Below are 20506 nucleotides of genomic sequence, written 5' to 3' on the forward strand. Positions count from 1 at the left end.
GTTAAATTTGCAGAGTGTATGCTTATAAAAAGGCATACAGATAACTGGAGAGTTGGTTGGATTAAGCATTGGCATGTAAGTGACCGTTGACGGCATGGATGCTCTTTCATATCTGACCCATAGGGATATGGGAAATGTCACTATGATGTCTGGAACATCATTGACCATGTGATCGCGGCATTTGCACTTCCGTATGCAGCAGCTGCCGTCGTCGAGCCCTCATGGATACTTCTTGTGAAATAAAAGGGGTGGCGCGTCACTGGAATGACAGTGCTTAATCATCAGCTTCCGCTGTTAAGCAGCAAACGAGCAGCAAAAGAATTTAACGAGCCATCTATTGTTAAATTTGCAGAGTGTATGCTTGTAAAAAGGCATACAGATAACTGGAAAATTGGTTGAATACTAATATATTGGCAGACATTTAAGCTGAACAAAAATAGTGGGTTAAGCTCTTATTCTCAATTACAATGCACTATTTTCATTCGCTAAATGCGGCATTAAACGAGCAGGAAACCCAGTATGAATATCCCAATGATTACCGCGCTTCAGAGTGCGATTACCGAAGCGCTCGCGAGTATACCAACCTCTGAGGCGGAGCCTATCTATGCATTGTCTTTCTATATCAACAACGAATATGACGATCCCCGTCTACCTACGCTGACCGTCGGCTATAACACAGTCGACGAGTGGCATGCTTCGATTCCAAAGGCTTCTAGCTCTGACGAAGCAAAATGGAACTATGCCTTCTGGCTTCAAAACGAACTCCTCGTCTTTGGGGATTCTGACTCTCAGACTGCGGATATCTTAGCTCGCTGGGTGGCCGATCTCGGTCTCGGGTACAGTGATGCGGAGGAAGATGTCGATTTTGAGCGCTGCCTTGAGCTCGGTCAGGAGATAACCGAGCAATTTGTTGCCGCAGTATGCGTTGTCGCTTCTACACTCCATTCCAACTTAACCATTAGTCGCGTTTTCGGTCGTTCGGTACCCATCATAGTTCACGAGCTCGAGTACTATAACGAGATCGCAGATCAGACAGAGGCCTGTAACCCTCCCAGACTCGCCGAAGAGTTCGTTTCTTGGGTGCGCTCAATTTAACGTTAGTTATCAGTTATAGGTGGTAAGGATATAGGGCAGATTGGTTGGCGGCGGTTCAATAAGTCTAATCACAGAGCTTAATCACATAGCTTAATCATATAAAAAGAGGGATGCATCGATGAACGAAGAGCAATACGAGAAGGGTCTTGAGGTGCGTCGTGCTGTGATGGGCGATAGTTATGTGGATAAGGCGCTCAATAGTGCGACGGATTTTACCCAGCCGTTGCAAGATTTAGTTACGGCCAATTGCTGGGGTGAGGTTTGGGTGCGTGATGCTATTTCAAGGCAAACGCGCAGTTTGATTACCATAGCGACGCTGGCGGCATTAAAGGCGCCGACTGAGTTAAAGGGCCATGTGCGAGGCGCGCTAAACAATGGCTGCTCGGTTGAAGAGATCCAAGAAGTCTTACTGCATTGCACCGTTTACTGCGGTATGCCTGCGGGGATTGAAGCTTTTCGAGCGGCGAAAGAGGCGATTGAAGAGTGGCAGGCGCAAAACAGTTAGTTCACTTGGTACTATCATTTTGAGCATCAATGGCTTTGGGGTTTAGCTGCTGTGAGGTTTAGCTGCTGTGAGGTTTAGTTACTGTGAGATTTAGTTACATTGAGGTTTGGTGGTTTTAACATTCGCTAGGGGAGCTGATTTACGCGCATTCCCCTAGCGCATGATGGCTACAAACTTGAATCGTCTGTGCTTATTTTTGCAGTTGGGCTTTTGCGGCTTCTACTTTTGAAAAATCCAAACCGAGTTCGAGCACGGCTTCTTTAATTAAAGCCGGATTCTGCATCACTAATCCCAGCAGTTGTTGTAATTTTTCGGCTGGGATACCTAACTGACCGAGCGTGCCCATCGCCATTAATGGATTGTCGGTTAATGTTTGAAATAGCTCGTTGATCTTAGCGTCACTGACCTTGTGTTCTTTTAAGATGGCAATAATGGGGTTCATTGCGTTACCTTGTTGATATGAAAGTTAAACAGGTGCCGATTTTATCACAGTTCTGCCAGAGTGGTTGACTCACACACGCGTACCCGTTGGATTTTGCCACGCTTTACCTATGCCATTAAGCGCATTAGATTTTATCATCCCTTAAAAATAGAAAGGAACTGTGGTTATGCTTGATGTTGTCGCGAACCAAGACAAAAGTATTGTGGTTAAACAGTTACGATACGGGCGTGATAATGAGGTGCTAGTCGTCGATGAATGGCAACTGCACCCTGCTGAACATTGGGCGATTTTCGCGACCGACAGTTATTGTGGTTCCTTGCTCGGGCGAATATTAACCGGTGACATTCTGCCCGATGAAGGGACGATTGCTGGCCTGCCACAACGTATCGGCTGGGTGTCACTTGGGTTGCAGCAAGCGTTGCTGGAGCGCGAGTTAGAAAAAGACGAGTTGGATTACGGTTCGAGTGTCGAATCCTTAGTGTTGGAATGCTGCCAAGATGCCGCACAACTCGCGCCACTATTACAAAAGGTTGGGCTTGAGCCGCTGCGCCTGCGTGGTTTTCGGCAGTTATCCACGGGCGAAACACGCCGAGTCATGTTGGCGCGTGCGCTGGCAATGTTACCGCAATTACTGATTTTAGATGACCCTTATGCTGGGCTCGATGTTGAACATCAGGCGAGTTTATCTGAGCTGCTGAGTGAAGTGGCCGCGCATACTCAGTTGCTGATCATCACCTCACGCCAAGAAGAATTGCCGCCGTGCATCAGCCATGTGGCGCTGTTTAATGGCGAGATGCTCAAATCGGGGCAGAGTGTACACAAACTCAGCCCGTCGATGTCGATTGAGCAATGGCACAATCATCCTGTGATGGCGCAGCTGAATGCGTTATCGGCGCAGCGTAGCGATGAACTCTTGGCCTTGATGGAGCGGCAAAGGCACAACGCCGAGGCGTTTGATCCTCTGGTCGAGATTAAAAATGGCAAAGTGGAGTACGTCAGTGGGCTGATTTTCAGCGGCGTGAATTGGCGCATTGAAGCGGGGCAGCATTGGCAAGTTCGTGGCCCAAATGGCTGCGGTAAAAGCACTTTGCTGGGGCTGATTTTAGGCGACCATCCCCAATGCTATAGCAACGACATTACGCTCTTTGGCCGTCCTCGCGGAAGTGGCGAGAGTATTTGGCAAATTAAACAACGGATTGGCATAGTATCGTCGGCGCTGCACTTGCAATATCGCGTCAGTTGCTCGGCATTAGATGTGCTGCTTTCGGGCTTTTTTGACTCTATTGGCCTGTACCATAAACCCACTAAGTCTCAGCTAGATTTGGCGAAGGAATGGTTGGCGATTTTGCACATGACAGGGTTGGCTAGCATGAGCTTTAAGAAGCTCGATTATGGTCAACAGCGGTTATTACTAATAGGTCGCGCCTTGATTAAACAGCCACTGTTGCTGATTTTAGATGAGCCGTATCAGGGCTTAGATTTTATCAATCGCACCTTAGTGATGCGGGCGCTGGAGATGATAGCTGAGCATCATCTGAGCCAATTGCTGTACGTGTCGCACCATAGGGAAGATGCCTTACCTGCGATTAAAAACTTTGTCGATTTTATCAAGCAAGATGACGGCTATTCGGTACAGGTGAACTACTGTGAGTCTGAGGATTAAACCCGTTTAAATCAGTAAATGCCACCTATCACAGCAGCTTAACGGCTGCTTATTTGTTTTGAGAGTTTGTCATTATCCCTCGGCACTCCAACGCAGATTAAAACTGACCTTGCAGGGCGCTAGCCATTGAGTGTGTTAGTCACGCCAGACAGCCGTTCTGTTAATTAGTCATGCTTGATATAGGTAACTGTGAGCCGTCCTACAGTTTTTAATGTCGTTGGCGCGAATAATAGTTTCTGGCCTAGGCCAGAAACTCGTGACAGTTTTATGGTTCATCCACCGAACTTATTCATCAAGTCAGTTATCACGCTTGAGAATCCAAAGCTATGGATTCCCTTAGCTTAGATGAGCCTTAGATGAGCTTTAGTTGAGCCTGAGTGTTACTCGTAGTACCGAAGATGTGCACTAAGACCTAAAACCCGATTTCAAGACATTTAAGACGACTTAAAGATAAAAACCGTTATGCCAAGACCCAAAAAATGCCGTCAATTATCGAGCTGTGTGCCCTGTAGCCTATTTAAGCCTAATGGGATCCCTGCGGTTAAATTAACTCATATTCAATTAGAGGCCGATGAGTTTGAGGCCCTCGAACTGGGTGATGTGAAAAGATTAAGCCAGATCGAAGCCGCAGCCTTGATGGGGATCTCTCGGCAAACCTTTGGATACCTTCTCGCCAATGCCCGTAAAAAGGTGGCGACGGCTATCACTCAAGGTCAAGCCTTGAGGCTGCCAACCCAAACAGACAAGGATTTATCATGATTATTGCCATGCCGATGAGCCGCGAACGCCTCGCCAGTCACTTTACGAAAGCCCTACAAATTGGCTTTTATAATGAACAGTTTCAGCTGATTAAGCTGGTCGATAACCCGGCAATTGAGGGTGACTGTAGTGCTAAAAAAGCCTTATTAGAGCTGATTATTCAACAAGGTACCGACATTGTACTTGTGCAGAATATCGGTGAGCGCATGTTAGGAAAGTTGCTCGATGCGGGGATTAGCGTGAGTAAAGGCAGTGCCAGTCAAACAGTGGCGACTTTGCTTGCACAAACAGCGGATTTGAATCTTAGGTTGACGGATGCATCCCAAGGTCGCGCTTCACTCAAACATGCAGCCAAGGGCGGATGTTGTCATTCTACAGGTGACGGCTGCGGTTGCAGTGGTAAAGCTAAAGCAGCACCTGGCTCAACACGTCTTATAAGCACGCCAGCAGTACAGGTTAAGCTCGATAAGTCAGTGCATTACGCTGGGTTTAGGCCGCTGGTAAACAAATAATCTCAGTGTTTAATTTGAATTATTCCGTCACGATTAAACCATAGGGGCGGGCAAGCGCCCCTCGAATATCCGCTAACGAAAACACCTTAGAAAACCGTCCAAAGGTTTTGCCATAGAACACACATTCCACCACAGGCAAGGCAAATACATTGTGGCTCGCCGCTATCTCAGCTTGGGCTTGGCAATCGATATAGGCCATCTGCATCAGCGGGAACGCTTGCGCTAACATCTCAGCAATTCTCGGTTTGAGCGTTTGGCACACGCCGCAGTCCGGCGCGCCAAATAACAACAGCACCGCTGCGTGCTCGGTTAACAAAGACTCAAGCATCTCTGGTGAGTCAATTTGCGTGATGATATCAGTGTGCATGCGTTGCCATTTAGAAGTTGCTATGGGTATGAATTAATGGGTGTCGTATCGCTAACTGCACCACTGGCGCTCGCAGGGAATGCCATCACCGTCACCATCCATTTGAGTATTGGGGCAATGTTGGATATAGAAAGTCGCTTCAGCACAGGAACTCATGTGGCTGCAATGGGTTTTACCCGCTTCACATTGGAAACTTGGTGTTGCCGTTGCTTGTGTTCGCGATTTAGTTTCATACATGGGCATTCTCTCAATGTCCTCATTAGTGAGGACGGGTACTTCATCGATTGCAGGAGCTTCATTGAATTCTTGGTATTGTTTAAAGCCAAAGATAATGATGGCCACGATTATTAGCAGCGGGATTATCGTATTAAAAGAGGATTTTCGTGGGCTATGGGAATGCGCTTTGCTTTTGTTGTTGAAGTTGAAGTTTTCATTGCGTGATTGGATATGAGAGTGGGAGCGCGGTGTAGCACTCGCTGCAATAACAGCGACGCCTTCAATCGAGGCGATAACCGCTTTTCTTTTGCCGTCATTTTGCACTTCAGTTTGAAACAGAATGCTGTCGCCCACTATGGGTTTTCTCGCCATCTTTTTCAGCACTGAAATGTGAATAAACACATCTTGGGCTGCGTTTTTTTCAGGCTGAATAAAGCCAAATCCCTTTTCATCGTTCCAGCGTACCAGCACGCCTCTATCCATGAGCATTTTCTATGTCCTTAATTTAACGGCTTAATAGTTTTAGTTATTGAATATCAATACTTACTTGAGTCGATCCGATTTATCCCCTTGGAGGAGCAAACCGTTTTTAGGTTGGCGAGTCAGCTATTCAATGTTGGCAGCTAAGTTACTCAAGCATAGGAAGTTTTGCAATTTTTTATCGTGAATTTGCTTATGTGTGAGTCATTCGCTTTGAGTGTATGGCGTAGGGGAAATGTGAGTACTCTGCAGAAACGGTTGGCATTTTTCTAAATTCAATACAAACAAGTGCTTGTGTTTATTTTGAACATGGAGAGCAAAAAGTGCGCAATAAAAACTTGCAATATTACTGTGTGCTGCATAGTATTTGCTGTGTGGCGCACAGTGTGTGTGACACAGTGTTCAGGATAGGAATTCGATTATGACAAGTTCACAGCTAGTCAAAATGCGACTCGAGTTGCGTCGTGGGGTATTAGTGTTGGCAGTACTGGGATTATTAAAACAACCCCACTACGGTTATTCGCTCCGCAAACAGTTGCAGGAAGGCGGTATCGATATTGACGAGGGAACTCTGTATCCCTTAGTGCGCCGCCTAGCCGATCAAGGATTGTTGGATAGTGAGTGGCGACAGGCCGAAGGGCGTGAGCGTCGTTATTACCAATTGTCGTCATTGGGGGCTGAGTTACTCAGTCAACTTACCGATGAATGGCAGCAACTTAATGGCGCCTTGGCTTTTTTGCTGGAGCAAAGCGCTGACACTAATGGCTCTGATATTAACCGCTCAGACGAGAGCGCAGAGGAGATTTGATATGGAATTAGTCGATCGCTATATCGCCGCGGTGCAGCGAGAATTGCCCGAGAACAAACGTCAGGAAATTGGCCGTGAATTAAAAGCTAATATATGCGACCAACTGGATGCCTTATCTGAACAAGGTGAATTGAGTGAATCGCAAATTGCCGCTGTATTAAAGCAAATGGGTCATCCCTGTAAGGTCGCGCAGCAATTTGTACCATCTATGCCTATTATTGCCTCTGAGGATATTCCGCTGTTTAAACATACCCTTTTCATGGTGTTGGGTGTCTTGTTTGTGTTGCAAGTGGTGGGCGGTACGACGCAATGGTTGGGCTCAACAGAGGGAAATCTATCCAGATTTATCCAGCATATCGTTAGTGGTTTTATCGGCGATGCCTGTCTAGCTATTACTGCAATTGGCTTGTCTTTTTGGAGCTTTTCGGCTCAAGGAAAACCCCTATCTGGCAGCAATTGCCAAAAATGGCAGCCGCAGAATTTGCCTAAGGTTGGGCCCGGTTGGCAGCATATTAGTTTAAGCGATGTGTTTACCGATCTGGCGACATATCTTTTTCTCTTACTTGTGATCTGGTGTTCTGTGTGGATGAGTAGCGAGCAATTAGCCGCGCGGACTGTGATTTTTAGCGCTAATGCTCAGCAATTACTGCAATGGTTTAGCCCTATTATTTTGCTGTCTATGGGGAATAGTCTCTGGCAACTACGCCGCCGAGTGTGGACTAGTGAATTGTTATTGGCAAATATGGGGATCAATCTTGCTTATGCCTCGTTCTTAGTCTTTCTGGCATTTAGTTCGCCACTATTACAAACCCAAGTACAGAGCCAAGGAACTGAATTACAGGGGATATTTACGTTACTGCAGCTAGATAAATGGCTCAGTTATAGTCTAGTGATTGCCGCTATGTTCCCCAGCTATGAGGTGATTCGTGATGGATTACGTAGGCGTAAACTCGCTAGTCAGACTTAGACTGAGTTTTGTCGTTGAATCTTATTGATTTTTTTTCATCGAATACATGGCCTGATCTGCATGATTGATCAGGCTTTTTGCATCTGTGCCGTTTTCTGGATAAAGCGCCAAACCGACGCTGACACCAATATGGATTTGATGACCATTGATAGTGTAGGGCTCGCAAATAGTTTGGGTTATCTTAGGGACCAGTTGGGCGATATTGTGGGTATTGGCAAGACGTTCCAGCAAGATCACAAACTCATCGCCGCCTAGGCGAGTGGTGGTATCCATATGCCGAGTACTTGAGCGTAGCCGCATCGCAACTTCTTGCAGTAATTTGTCGCCCACATCATGACCAAACGAATCATTCACTGGCTTAAAATTATCTAAGTCTAAAAATAACACCGCAAAAATGCTTTGAGTGCGTTGCGCATGCACTATGGCTTGTTCAAGTTTAGTGTGAAATAACACGCGATTAGGCAGATTCGTCAAGGCGTCGTGGTGGGCGATATGACGCAGATATTCTTCCTCTGCCTTACGTTCGGCAATGTCGGTAATCACAATGACAAAATGAGTCAGGCGGTCATGCTCATTTCGCACTGTATTGATTCGTACACTCAGGGGCAGTAAGTCGCCTGATTTAACCGTTTTTAATAATTCTCCCTGCCATTGCTCGCCTTGCTGCAACAGATTTCGCATGGCTTGGCGGGCGTCATCGTTATTGTGTCCATCATTGAGGAAGTCGTTGGCATCGCCGTGTAAATCCTGTTGGGTAAAACCTGTAACATGGGTAAAGGCTTGATTGATAGAGATAATGCTTAGCAGGGGATCGGTGATCATTATGCCGTCTGTGCTGGCATTAAAAACGGTTGCCGCGAGCCTGAGTTTATCTTCGGCCTGTTTACTGGCGGTGAGATCCATAAAGTAGGCTACGCCTTCATGTTTGCTGCCATTCAAAAAGCTCGCCGCTAGCATCACTGGCACTAAGACGCCATTCTTGCTGATAAGTTGTTTTTCATATTGCTGGCAGCGGCCAAACTGTTCTAACTCTGCAATTGCAATGGCATCACGTGTTTCATATTCAGGCGGGGTAATTGAGCGCCAGTTGATTAAGCCTGAAGTTAAATCCGCACGGTCAAAATTGAGCATCTGGAGAAAATGATCATTGGCATCATGTATGGTGCCATCGAGTTGCCATGAAATGATCCCGATAGTGTCGGAGTTTTTCAGGCTAGTGAAGCGAGATTCGCTTATCTGTAACAACCGCTCGGATCTGGCGATGTTACGAATGATCTGCCGACTGGCGAAGATCCCAATACTGATAAACAGCAATAGGGCACCAAGGCTAATTAACCAAGTCATTTGCTTGACCCAGCGCGCGCCTTCACTGAGCACAGCCGAAAATTCAATTTCTAGGCTGAGCAATTCTTCATTGGCATCAATCAATTGCTGGCGATATTGTGCGAGAACTTCGGGCCTAGCACCAAGCTGATTGATTTCAATGCGCATATTTTCGGCGAGTTGCACCACAAACGCGAAGCGTTGATCGGCTAAGCCCCACAACTGAATGGCTTGCTGCATATAATGATTGGATTGAAAGTGTCGGAAAAACCAGATCATTGAGTCGGTATCCCGTTCGTCATTGAGGCCCTGAATAAAACCCAGTTTGGCGGCTTGTTCATCAATGGGTGTGGTGAGTAGGGCTTGTCTAGCTCGATGATCGCCTTCCATAACGCTCGTCGCTGCACGATAACGCTGAAAGTCCACATCATTTTGGGTGTAAGAGTAATGGGTGAGATAAAGTACCGCATCTTTTTGCGCCTTAGCCCACAAGCCTTCACCGCGGACATAGGTGCGTACACCATCAAATATATTGCCTTGAATATACACTAGGGCGACGAGTGCGATGCAGATCCCTACGAACATGCTGATGATCAACAGAACCTTAGCAACGGTTGAACGAGTTCGTTGCCGTAACCTAGCGAAGGTGCGTGCGAACTGAGTCCCCATCCTTATGCTCCACGGCCAGTACAGCAATACCACTTCAGAGTGGGCAGCTTATGGAGAAGGGGTAAATCGATTTGTCTGCAATTTTTGAGGACTATTTTGCTATTCATCTGTTCCTTAGGTTGATTGTTCCACATGCTAAATCTAAATACCGTTTGGTTGTGGGTCAGCCTCTTTGTCGGGCAATACACTGTCAGTTCATTCATGTACTGTCAGTTAAGCCATATATTGTCAGCGACATACTTTAGATAACACTAAAACGCTTTGAAATTAAGTTAATGAAATAATTGAAACAAGATTGGCGATGCCGATTAAGTTATTGTGGGGCATCGCCATTATTCACTGCATCATTAAGTGATTTTTTTGCCTGCTGTTTATAGGTTTCAAATATGCCTTCTTGCTTCATCTGTTTTAACTCTCGAGCAAGATTAACGGCGAGTGCCGCGTGACGTTTATTCAAGTAACCATAGCTAGTGAGTTCTTCTAGGGTGGCAATCGCGCTGATCTCGCTACCTTGAAACTCTGGCGTTTGTAATAGATCCAATGAGCTTGCTTCCGTATCAATATAGATATCGATTCGGTCACGGAGTATTTTACGAAAAGAGCTCACAGGGGATGAGGATTCCGTCAGACGCTCCTCTGGAATGAGTCCCTTTAGCTTTTGTTCTGCGAGGAACACGCCTCGATAGTATTCGATCTTATATCGACTCTTTTGCAGTGCTTGCCAGTTGGTAATCTTGATGTTGGGATTGTGTGCGAAGGCAATTAAATGAGTATCGACAACCGGTTCTTCGATGCGAATGAGGTTAGTAAATTTTTCACCATAATGAAATACGCGTCCCGGTTCACCATCCACTTTTCCAGAGTCTGCCATCATACTGGCGCGGGCAGCGGGAACCACTTGATAGGAGAAGCCATAGCCTAAGCGTTCAAAGGCTTGGGTGTATATCAGCTCAGCCCATTTAAAGTAAAAGTTGTGTTTGGGGTCCTCATAAAACGCCATGGTAATAATAGGTTTAGCTGCAAGCGCCGTTGTAGTTTCTGCTGCGGATTTACAGATCGCAGGAACTGAGAAACAAAAGAATAGGACTATCACCCCCCAAAAAATGCGCATATTGCTCCGTCGCTGCATAGCCTGTCCCTAAACGTGTTGAGTTATCTAGAGTATAGCTAGCCTAATAAATGGGTTCATTTTTATTCAAGTTAAATCACTCGTTTCCATGAACTCGCATCAATAGGGTGTTGAAATGTGATCTGCTGGCGGACATTTTGTCCTTTTGCTTTTAAAAATGTGCGATACAACACATAGAATTAATATTTGCCGGTATTTTGCTGTTTTTTTACTCATCAGAGTTTGAGCTCGATCGGCTTTTTCCGTGTGAATTAGGCGTTAAATCGGCGTCATCTATCACCTGTAGTAGGAAATAAAGGATGAAGTTGGGACGTGAATTATCAGGAATGCGCTTATCAAAACTTTGGATATCAATGGCATGGTTATTACCCCTCTGTAGTTTATCCTGCGTGGTTATGGCAGATGCGGCGACAGACAATATCGAACGTCTTGAAGTGCGCGGCAGGCAAATTAATACCTTAGGCCATAGCACCTCGGCATCTGAGGGGATAGTCGGCGCGGCTGAAATTGAGAGTCGACCACTATTGCGCACGGGGGAAATCCTCGAATTTGTGCCAGGTATGATAGTCACACAGCACAGCGGCTCGGGTAAGGCGAATCAGTATTTTCTGCGTGGTTTTAACTTGGATCACGGCACTGACTTTAATACCCGCGTCGACGGTATGCCGGTGAATATGCGCACCCATGGGCATGGTCAGGGTTATACGGATCTTAACTTTTTGATCCCTGAACTTATAGGCGAGATCCGTTATGCCAAAGGCGCTTATTATCCTGAGGTGGCCGATTTTTCTGGCGCGGGTGCTGCGCAATTACTGCTGGCTGATCAACTCCCCCATAACCAAGTTGGGGTGACGTTGGGTGAATATGGCTACCAGCGACTCGTGGCGACTCAGGAGTTAAACACTGACATGGGGCGTTTTATTTGGGGTGGTGAGGCACAAACCTATGATGGCCCGTGGACGGATATTGATGAGGATGTGAGTAAGATCAGTGTCGTCGGGCGTTATTTAACTCGGCTCGGCGAGGGTGACTTGAGCGTCACTATGATGGCCTACGACAACAGCTGGAATTCGGCGGATCAGATCCCCGCCCGTGCGGTGGATTCTGGATTAATTGATTTTTATGGATCTTTAGATAAAGACGTCGGCGGTGAATCTAACCGTTATAGCGTTTCAGCTAATTACGATGCGGGTGATTGGCAGGGAAATGTCTACGCCATTCGCTCGACTATGAATTTATTCTCTAATTTTACCTATTTCTTAAACAATCCCATCAATGGTGATGAGTTTGAACAAGTCGATGAGCGCACGATTTGGGGCGGCGATCTTAAGCGTGATTGGCAAACTTCACTTGGTGGCACTCAACTGAATTACAGTGTGGGCGGCGATGTGCGTTATGACGACATTGGTGCAGTGGGTTTGTATAACACTCAGGCGCGACAACGGCTGAATACGGTAAGGCTTGATGAAGTGCAAAAGTTGTCGAGTGGCATCTTTGGCAAAGTTGAGTGGCTGCCCGTAGAGCAATGGCGCTTCAACCTTGGGCTGCGTTACGACTATTTTGATGTGCAGGTCGACAGTGATAATCCACTGAACAGTGGCGATGCGTCCGATGGTATGTTCAGTCTTAAGGCAGGCGCCTCCTATTTGTGGAGCGATAATCTTGAGTTATATGTGAATGCAGGCCAAGGGCTACATTCGAACGATGCCCGCGGTGCGACCATTAACGTCGATCCCGTGAGTGGTGATGAGGTTGAGAAAGTCGATCTGCTCGTGCGCTCCAATGGCGGTGAGTTTGGGGTGAAATATTATGATCGGGACTTTATCAATTTCTCCGCCGCGCTTTGGTATCTGCAATTAGATTCAGAACTCGTGTTTGTCGGCGATGCGGGTAACACTGAACCGAGTCGCGCGTCTGAGCGTTATGGCGCTGAATTGACGGCTTATTATTGGTTGAATGATGCCGTCAGTATCGATATGGAGTTGGCCTGGACCAATGCCAGATTCACTAAAAACGAGCTTGAAGAGGGCAAGTATATCGATGGCGCGGTTCCCTTTGTTGCCAGTGCTGGCATCACCTATCGACCCGACGGCGATGGTTTGTATTCGAGTGTACGCGTGCGCCACCTTGGTGAGCGGGTGCTCGACAGTTTCAATGATCACAAGGCCGATGCGACCACATTAGTTAACTTTGCGCTAGGATATGAGTTGCGCCGCTTCGACACTAAGCTTGAGCTACTCAATGTGTTCGATAGTAAAGATCACGACATAGATTACTTTTATGCCTCACGCTTACCCGGTGAAGCAGCCGAAGGCGTTGAAGATCAGCATTATCATCCCGTTGAGCCGCGTATGGTAAGAGTGAGCGTGAGTTACCATTTCTAAGATTACCCCTTCTTTTGAGCAGTTTGGCCACCATGCAGGTGGTCAAACTTAACGTCTGGCATATTGTTAGTTGAAATAAATCTGACACTTAGCTGCAATAAAACCGCCATCCAAATCACGCTTATTCGTCACATAAATGCCTGAAAATCGGGTCGCCTCTACAGGGAATACCCTCATACACTCAATAATAAATCGGTGATGAACGTGATGAATATTAAACGGATCGCTGCAGCTATCTCCTGCAGCTTAATGACGGTTGTGGCCCACGCTGCAGTCCTGCCCGCAACGCAAACAGACAGCCAGTGGTTTAAAGACAGTGCGGCAAACGTGGTGGCTAAAGCCCAAGTCGACACTAAAAAAACCGCTAAAAATGTGATTTTATTTGTCGGTGACGGCATGAGTATTTCGACGCTAACGGCAGCCCGTATTCTGCAAGGGCAGGATAAAGCTGACAATCAAGGCGGCGAAGAAAACTTCTTAAGTTTCGAGCAGTTCCCCCACACGGCGTTAGTGAAAACCTATAACACTAACCAACAAACGCCAGATTCTGCGGGCACTATGACAGCCATGGCGACAGGCGTTAAAACCAAGGCGGGAATTATCTCTATTTCAGATACCAGCTTACGTGGTAACTGTTTGTCTTCAAAAGGCAATGAACTCGTTTCACTGGTCGACCTTGCTAATGCCAAAGGGTTATCAACGGGCATAGTTACTACGGCGCGTTTAACCCACGCCACGCCAGCGGCAACCTATGCCAAGTCACCTGAGCGCGATTGGGAAGGCGATTTCAACTTACCTGCCGAAGCGGTGGCGAACGGTTGTACCGACATCGCAAGCCAATTGGTGATGCGTGATGAAGCCAATTCGTTAACTGTGGCCTTAGGTGGTGGCCGTAGCTACTTCCTACCTACAACAGTGAAAGATGGCGAGAACAAAGCCGGTAAGCGTAAAGATGGCAAAGACTTAACCAAAGCTTGGGTCGATAATTTCAGCAAATCTGCTTACGTGTGGGACAAAAAAGGCTTCGACGCCATTGATGCTGCCAACACAGATCATTTACTCGGCCTATTCAATCCATCACACATGGAATACGAAGCAGACCGCGCTGATGACGTAGGTGGTGAGCCATCACTAACTGAAATGACCGCTAAATCACTCGATATTCTGAAGAAGAACGACAAAGGCTATTTGCTGATCGTTGAATCTGGCCGTATCGACCATGGTCACCATGCGGGCAATGCGAGCCGCGCGTTGACCGATGCGGTTGAATTATCTAACGCAGTGAAAGCGGCAATGGATGCGACGAGCAGCGATGATACCTTGATCATGGTAACAGCGGATCACAGCCATGTGTTCACTATCGCAGGCTACCCAAAACGCGGTAACCCTATCTTAGGTTTAGTGCATAACGTCGATGGCACGTTAGCGACTGCGAATGACAACAAGCCTTACACCACGCTGGCTTATACCAACGGCCCAGGTGCTGTGGTGGGTGTGCGTGACGACTTAACCTCAGTCGATACGCAAGATAAAGATTTTATGCAACAAGCGCTTATCCCAATGGAAAGTGAGACTCACGCCGGTGAAGACATCAGCTTACATGCCAGAGGTCCAGGTTCTAATCTGGTTCAGGGCGTGATTGAGCAGAACGTGATCTTCCACATTATCAACCAAGCGCAGCAGCTTGGCGGCACTAAGTACTAATCACGGATTAGTTACTGAGTCCTCACTTTTGGAGCAAAAAATGAATAAGAAATTACTAGTAGTCGCGATTTCAGCCATGCTAGGTTTAGCCGCATGCGGTAGCGATGGTGATAACGGTACCGCGGGTACACCGGGTAGCAATGGATCAAATGGGTCTAACGGTAGCAATGGCAAAGATTGGACTGCTGTGAATCAGTGGTATGTCGATGCACAAGCTCGCGTGACCAAAGCCGAAGGCTTAACGGTTAACAATGATGTTGGCGCCGCGAAAAACGTGATCCTGTTTGTGGGTGACGGTATGGGTGTATCAACTATTACTGCCGCACGTATTTTAGAAGGCCAGCTAAAAGGCAAAACGGGTGAAGAAAACTCGTTATCTTTCGAAACTTTGCCCTATGTGGGTCTTTCTAAAACCTATAACGTCGACGGCCAAACGCCGGATTCTGCAGGTACTATGTCGGCGATGATGACAGGTGTAAAAACCGACGTAGGCGTGATTTCACAGGCCGAAGGCGTAGTACGTGCTAACTGTGCCTCGACTAAAGATCAAAATCTGGTGACGTCACTCGAGCTTGCCGCAATGGCGGGAATGGCAACGGGTGTGGTAACGACTGCACGTTTAACCCACGCAACCCCAGCGGCGACTTACGCCCATGTGCCAGAACGTGATTGGGAAGCCGATTCAAACCTACCAGCCGAAGCTGTGACTAATGGCTGTAAAGATATCGCCGCGCAAATGCTCGACTTTAACTACGGCAGCGGTCTTAATGTGATGATGGGTGGCGGTCGCCGCGCCTTTATTCCTAAGACGACCGTAGATCCAGAAGGTAAAGCCGGTAAGCGTAACGATGGTCGCGATCTCACAGCTGAGTGGATGAACAAATACACTAACGCCGCTTACGTGCAAGATAGGGACGGTTTCCTCAGTGTTGATGCAGCAAGCACAGATCATTTGCTTGGCCTATTCAACTCATCGCACATGGAATACGACTACGATCGTAAAGAAGCTGGCGTGACTGGCGAGCCATCACTGGCTGAAATGACGGCTAAGTCGATTGATATTCTGAAGAAAAACTCAAAAGGCTTCGTGCTGATTGTTGAAGCTGGCCGTATCGACCACGCTCACCATGCGGGTAATGCGGCGCGTGCGCTGTATGACACAATGGCATTGTCTGAAGCGGTACGTGTGGCGATGGAAAAAACCTCGGCAAACGATACCTTGTTAATGGTTACCGCGGATCACAGCCATGTGTTCACCATTGCAGGTTATCCAACTCGCGGTAACCCTATCCTAGGTTTAGTGAAGTCGAACGACGCCAACGGCGTTGCTGAAGTGACTAACTCTACCGATGCTAACGGTTTGCCATATACCACAGTCGGTTACGCTAACGGCATGGGTTATGCGTCATTAGCAACAGGTGGCGATGAGCGTTACAACTTCCCAGTGGACGCTGGTCGTAAGGACTTGAACTTTGTTGATACCCAAAGTGCCGGATTCCATCAAGAAGCGCTAGTGCCATTAAGCGATGAGACCCATGCTGGGGAAGACGTAGCGATTTTCGCCCGCGGCCCAAGTTCGGATCTTATCCAAGGTACGGTTGAGCAGAACCACATTTTCCACGTGATGAACCGCGCGGCAAATTTAGTGGCTAAAGCTGAAGCGGCTGCCGTTAAGTAAGACTTGCTTAGTCTCTGCATCGTGAAGTAAGAAATAGTGAAGTAAGAAATAGTGCAGTAATAGTTAAGTAAAAGCAGTGCTGATGGGTGGCATATGTCATCCATCGGCCTTTAGCCTAACGATTTAACATCCCAAAGCGTTTACAAAAGCTTAAGTGTTTACCCTGTTCAGCAAGTGAGAAGTCTAATGAAAAACCGTCTATTGGCTTTAATGTTATCCAGCTTAGTTTTGCCAAATGCTGCTATGGCAGCGCAAGAGGCTCAGTGTCCAACGCTACAAGCCGAGCATTTAAAGGCTCAATATCAAGTGACCAATGGCAAGGGCCAGCAATGGCAAATGACCCTCATCCGTAATGGACAAGACTTTATTATTCAGCGTGATGGTTCAACATTTGAAGAATGGTCGAGCAATGGCGAGTACGTGCGTTATTTCCCCGCTGAAAAACGTTCTGTGACTTACCGCAAAGGTGATTTGCGCGCACTCAACATTCAACACGATCGCGACCAGTTGTACCATGTAGTATCGCCAGCATTGCCGACCCACATGGCCAAGACACAAGCTAAGCAAGAGGCGTGTTTTGCGACTCAAGGCTTTGAAGGTAAGGTTAACGGTTTAGAGAGTGAGCTTGTTTGGATTGATTCCATCGGCCTGCCCGCTGAGTTTATCTTAGGTCAATCTCAACCTAATCTAGCCTACAAGCTGGTGGGCGTAGAGCCATTTGATAGCGATGCGTTTGTAGTATTAACCCAAGATTATCAAGATATTGATTTTGCCGATGTCGGCGACAGTGAGTCCGATCCTTTTATCGCTAAGATGATCAACCAAGGCTTTATCGAGCATGGCAGCAGCGGTTTTTACAACAGCGAAGGCCAAGCGATTGAAGCCCAAGGCGGACACGGCAGTCATTCGCATTAGTCGATATTAAGTGTAAGTGATACTGACGAGCCTAGCGCTTAACTTAAGCATCACCTTATTTATAAGCGCCCACAGAGTTGGGCGTTTTTGTTTTTCTTCAGCGCGAATCTATGCGCACATTCCATCAAACCATATGGCTGCAATAATTTACTATTCCCGCGCTGACAATGAAGGCTAGAATGAACCTCAGTGGATTTGAGTTTCCCCCAGTTTTTATGCTGATTTATAGGTAATAGCCGCGAGCGATGAGCACAGCAACACCGATTGAAAACATTAACTATTGGCGTCATCCCAGCTTATCAGGCATAGAACTGAGTCAGGCGGAATTCACGCATTTCAGCTTTGATAAACATGTGCATCTGGATTACCACTTAGGTGTGGTCACCCAAGGTGCGCAGCAGTTTGTGAATAAGGGCAGCAGTTATCAACTCGGTCAGCACAGTCTATCGACCTTAAATCCCGACGAAACCCACGATGGCCAGAGCCGCGATGCCGACGGTTATCGGGTGAAAGTGATGTCGATCCCCGTGGAATACATGAATGAAGTCAGTCAAGAACTGGGGTTGAAGGAACACTTCTTCAGCGCGCCTATGGTGGATGACCCAACGCTTTATCAATATTTTATTCAGCTACACGAGCTATTGATCCAAGGCCAATGCAGTGCGCTCGCGGGCGAATCCCACTTACTGAACTTTATTCATCTGCTGCTGGAGCGTTACCCAAGCGGCGTGTCATCTGGCATATCTAAACTGAATCCACAGCTGGGGTTATCTAAGTTACAGGTAAGCTTAGTCAAGCAGCGAATTCACGATGAGCCTTGGCATAATACTCAGCTTGAAACCTTAGCCAATGAAGTGAGCTTAAGTAAGTTTCAGTTTTTACGGCAATTTAAACAGGCAACAGGGATGACACCCCATGCGTATCTCAAGCGGGTGCGTTTAGAGTTGGCGAAAAAATCCTTAAGCCATGGCGCTTTAGTGGCGGATGTGGCGCAGCAATTCGGATTTTTCGATCAGAGCCATTTAAATAAAGCCTTTAAGCAGGCATTCCTATTATCGCCGGTGCAATTTCAGCGGCGCATGCTCTAGTTTTCCCCGTCTTTCGACGACTGATTCGAATAAAACAGAATAGTGCAATTTATTACAATTCAGCCCTGCGACAAATGGCCATACTGGCAGCCTCAGTTATCGTTCATCACCTTTTTTGCGGAGTCGCATCTCTATGGATTTATCTTTATTACTCACCTTGGCCGTGATCCACTCGGTTGCCTTGATCAGCCCCGGACCCGATTTCGCTATTATGGTGAAGATTGCGACTCAGCAGTCCAGAAGCACGGCGATTGCCGCAGCCGTGGGGATTTCAATCGCCATTTTAGCCCACACGATTTTAAGTCTGACTGGCGTGAGTCTGCTTATTAAGAGTTCACACACTCTGTATCTATTAGTGCAAATTGTGGGTGCGTTTTACTTAGCTTGGATGGGGTTTGGTGCCCTGCGTGCAGGCCTTCCGATACTGGCTAAACGTAAAGCGAGTGCCAGTACAAATGCTGGGACAAATGTTGATGCTCTTTCTGCTGACGTTGAAGGTGCGGCGTCTATTGCTGGTGGCTTAGGTGGCGCTATGTCACGCAGGCAAGGTTTTTTGACTGGGCTTTATACCAATCTATTGAATCCCAAAGCATTGGTGTTTTTCTTAACGCTGTTTTCGGCCTTGATTACCCCAAGCGTTACCACAAGCACTAAAATCGCTGCCGCTACCTTGTTGCTATCGCTGTCGCTAGCATGGTTTGGCTTTTTGGCTGTGATGTTATCTAAGGCGCAGGTGCAACTTAAATTGCAGCGACTGACACCGATTATCGATGCAATTATTGGTGTCATCTTTATGTCGGTCGCGCTGGCTATTTACGCTAACCTGTTGCTGACGGCTTAGTCAGGCGTAGCGTTAATCAGCTTAGGTTTTAGTCCTGTGTACTTATGTTATTCTTCGCTTTGGGTCTCAGCAGAGACGATTGGATATAAGGGATAAAGATGTCACTCGCCTCACCATTAAAGGCAATAAAAACCGCTGTTTTCGGCCAAGCTAAATTGATGCAAATCCTATGTTATGCCGCCTTGATATTCGGTGCTATGGGGTTAAGTAGCCCAGTGAATGCGGCCGACGAGGCATTACCAAAGGAATATATTCCTCTGGTGCAAGGGCTTATCGATGCGGCTAAGGCAAATGCTCCAGAAGCCATTGCTAAGCGAGTGGCTTACCCACTTAAACGTGAATATCCGATCCCAGCGATTCAAAATACTCAGGAAATGGTTGCACGTTTCAACCAAGTCTTCGATCCACAGCTGCTTGAGCAGATTGCTCATTCTAAGGTTGAAGCCGATTGGCAGACTATGGGGTGGCGCGGCATTATGCTCGGCAGCGGTGAAGTGTGGCTGGATTTTGACGGCAAGATTATTGGCATTAACGCTCAAACACCCGCAGAGGCAACGTTGAAGGCAGAGCTGATCGCTAAGCAAAAAACGGGATTACATGCGAGCGTGAGTGAGTTTGTGAGCCCAGAATTAACTTGGAAAACTGCTAAGTTTACGATTCGTGTCGATAATATGGGGAATGATCAATACCGTTATGCCGCTTGGGCAAAGGGTAAGTCATTGAGCGAAAAGCCAGATTTAGTGCTGAACAAGGGGAAACTCGTATTCGACGGTAGCGGTGGGAATCATTCATTCCAATTTCGCAGCGGCCCATACCAGTATCATTGTTATGTCACCGTCTTAGGCACCAGCGATAGCCCTCCTGGCGAGCTAGTGGTGTTTAAAAATGACAAAGAAATACTAAAACAAGCCGTCATCAAAGCAGACTAGTCTCGTCTCGTTTCCATATCCCTATCCCTATG

19 protein-coding genes are annotated in these 20506 nt (G+C 47.1%); 14 read left to right on the plus strand and 5 right to left on the minus strand.

Annotated elements, in window-relative coordinates:
- The first annotated feature begins 519 nt into the window (after window positions 1-519).
- Window positions 520-1095: a hypothetical protein gene (locus Q4Q50_RS20845; protein ID WP_311900937.1), complete on the plus strand. Its 576-nt coding sequence runs from the start codon at window positions 520-522 to the stop codon at window positions 1093-1095.
- Between the two features lie 118 nt (window positions 1096-1213).
- Window positions 1214-1600: a carboxymuconolactone decarboxylase family protein gene (locus tag Q4Q50_RS20850; protein WP_198573438.1), complete on the plus strand. Its 387-nt coding sequence runs from the start codon at window positions 1214-1216 to the stop codon at window positions 1598-1600.
- Window positions 1601-1790: 190 nt separating this feature from the next.
- Here the strand turns inward: Q4Q50_RS20850 and Q4Q50_RS20855 are convergent, their stop codons facing one another.
- Window positions 1791-2042 carry a DUF2999 family protein gene (locus Q4Q50_RS20855; protein ID WP_107946515.1) on the minus strand — a complete coding sequence of 84 codons (252 nt, stop codon included), beginning with the start codon at window positions 2040-2042 and terminating at the stop codon, window positions 1791-1793.
- A 166-nt stretch (window positions 2043-2208) separates the two neighbouring features.
- On the opposite strand from Q4Q50_RS20855, the gene Q4Q50_RS20860 reads away from it, so the two are divergent.
- From Q4Q50_RS20860 to Q4Q50_RS20870, 3 genes are all read left to right on the plus strand, one after another.
- On the plus strand, window positions 2209-3705 hold the full coding sequence (locus Q4Q50_RS20860) for an ATP-binding cassette domain-containing protein (protein WP_311900941.1): 1497 nt from the start codon (window positions 2209-2211) through the stop codon (window positions 3703-3705).
- Window positions 3706-4167: 462 nt separating this feature from the next.
- Window positions 4168-4464, plus strand: coding sequence for a DUF134 domain-containing protein (locus tag Q4Q50_RS20865; protein WP_012088215.1), 297 nt, complete (start codon window positions 4168-4170; stop codon window positions 4462-4464).
- Complete coding sequence (locus Q4Q50_RS20870) at window positions 4461-4976, plus strand: NifB/NifX family molybdenum-iron cluster-binding protein (protein ID WP_311900943.1); 516 nt, start codon at window positions 4461-4463, stop codon at window positions 4974-4976. The genes Q4Q50_RS20865 and Q4Q50_RS20870 overlap by 4 nt, the downstream gene beginning before the upstream one ends.
- Window positions 4977-4995: 19 nt before the next feature.
- Here the strand turns inward: Q4Q50_RS20870 and Q4Q50_RS20875 are convergent, their stop codons facing one another.
- Window positions 4996-5343, minus strand: coding sequence for a thioredoxin family protein (locus tag Q4Q50_RS20875; protein ID WP_311900944.1), 348 nt, complete (start codon window positions 5341-5343; stop codon window positions 4996-4998).
- A 51-nt stretch (window positions 5344-5394) separates the two neighbouring features.
- On the minus strand, window positions 5395-6048 hold the full coding sequence (locus Q4Q50_RS20880) for an excalibur calcium-binding domain-containing protein (protein ID WP_311900945.1): 654 nt from the start codon (window positions 6046-6048) through the stop codon (window positions 5395-5397).
- Between the two features lie 412 nt (window positions 6049-6460).
- Here Q4Q50_RS20880 and Q4Q50_RS20885 point away from each other — a divergent pair, with 412 nt between their 5' ends.
- Entirely contained in the window at window positions 6461-6847 is a 387-nt protein-coding gene (locus Q4Q50_RS20885; protein WP_006086094.1) for a PadR family transcriptional regulator, read from the plus strand.
- Between the two features lies 1 nt (window position 6848).
- The gene (locus Q4Q50_RS20890) at window positions 6849-7814 is read left to right on the plus strand and encodes a hypothetical protein (RefSeq protein WP_311900946.1); all 966 of its coding nucleotides are present in this window, start codon (window positions 6849-6851) and stop codon (window positions 7812-7814) included.
- A 21-nt stretch (window positions 7815-7835) separates the two neighbouring features.
- Here Q4Q50_RS20890 and Q4Q50_RS20895 read toward each other — a convergent pair whose 3' ends face one another.
- Both Q4Q50_RS20895 and Q4Q50_RS20900 read right to left on the minus strand, forming a co-directional pair.
- A complete protein-coding gene (locus Q4Q50_RS20895) occupies window positions 7836-9806 on the minus strand; it encodes a diguanylate cyclase domain-containing protein (RefSeq protein WP_311900948.1) in 1971 nt (656 codons plus the stop codon).
- 313 nt (window positions 9807-10119) lie between these two features.
- Window positions 10120-10935, minus strand: a complete 816-nt coding sequence (locus Q4Q50_RS20900; RefSeq protein WP_311900950.1) for a transporter substrate-binding domain-containing protein — start codon at window positions 10933-10935, stop codon at window positions 10120-10122.
- Between the two features lie 326 nt (window positions 10936-11261).
- On the opposite strand from Q4Q50_RS20900, the gene Q4Q50_RS20905 reads away from it, so the two are divergent.
- The 7 genes from Q4Q50_RS20905 to Q4Q50_RS20935 all read left to right on the plus strand — a co-directional run bounded on the left by Q4Q50_RS20905 (window position 11262) and on the right by Q4Q50_RS20935 (window position 20474).
- Window positions 11262-13319, plus strand: coding sequence for a TonB-dependent receptor (locus Q4Q50_RS20905; protein ID WP_371830308.1), 2058 nt, complete (start codon window positions 11262-11264; stop codon window positions 13317-13319).
- A gap of 207 nt (window positions 13320-13526) precedes the next feature.
- Window positions 13527-15023, plus strand: coding sequence for an alkaline phosphatase family protein (locus Q4Q50_RS20910; protein WP_311900971.1), 1497 nt, complete (start codon window positions 13527-13529; stop codon window positions 15021-15023).
- A gap of 40 nt (window positions 15024-15063) precedes the next feature.
- Complete coding sequence (locus Q4Q50_RS20915; RefSeq protein ID WP_259560401.1) at window positions 15064-16701, plus strand: alkaline phosphatase family protein; 1638 nt, start codon at window positions 15064-15066, stop codon at window positions 16699-16701.
- Between the two features lie 186 nt (window positions 16702-16887).
- The gene (locus Q4Q50_RS20920; protein ID WP_311900955.1) at window positions 16888-17616 is read left to right on the plus strand and encodes a hypothetical protein; all 729 of its coding nucleotides are present in this window, start codon (window positions 16888-16890) and stop codon (window positions 17614-17616) included.
- A 245-nt stretch (window positions 17617-17861) separates the two neighbouring features.
- Window positions 17862-18704, plus strand: a complete 843-nt coding sequence (locus tag Q4Q50_RS20925; protein ID WP_126491158.1) for an AraC family transcriptional regulator — start codon at window positions 17862-17864, stop codon at window positions 18702-18704.
- A 133-nt stretch (window positions 18705-18837) separates the two neighbouring features.
- Window positions 18838-19545, plus strand: a complete 708-nt coding sequence (locus tag Q4Q50_RS20930) for a LysE family transporter (protein ID WP_311900958.1) — start codon at window positions 18838-18840, stop codon at window positions 19543-19545.
- 98 nt (window positions 19546-19643) lie between these two features.
- Window positions 19644-20474: a hypothetical protein gene (locus tag Q4Q50_RS20935; protein ID WP_311900960.1), complete on the plus strand. Its 831-nt coding sequence runs from the start codon at window positions 19644-19646 to the stop codon at window positions 20472-20474.
- Window positions 20475-20506: the final 32 nt, after the last annotated feature.

The sequence above is a fragment of the Shewanella scandinavica genome, from assembly GCF_031932065.1.
In the GTDB taxonomy this organism is placed as follows: Bacteria; Pseudomonadota; Gammaproteobacteria; order Enterobacterales; family Shewanellaceae; genus Shewanella; species Shewanella baltica.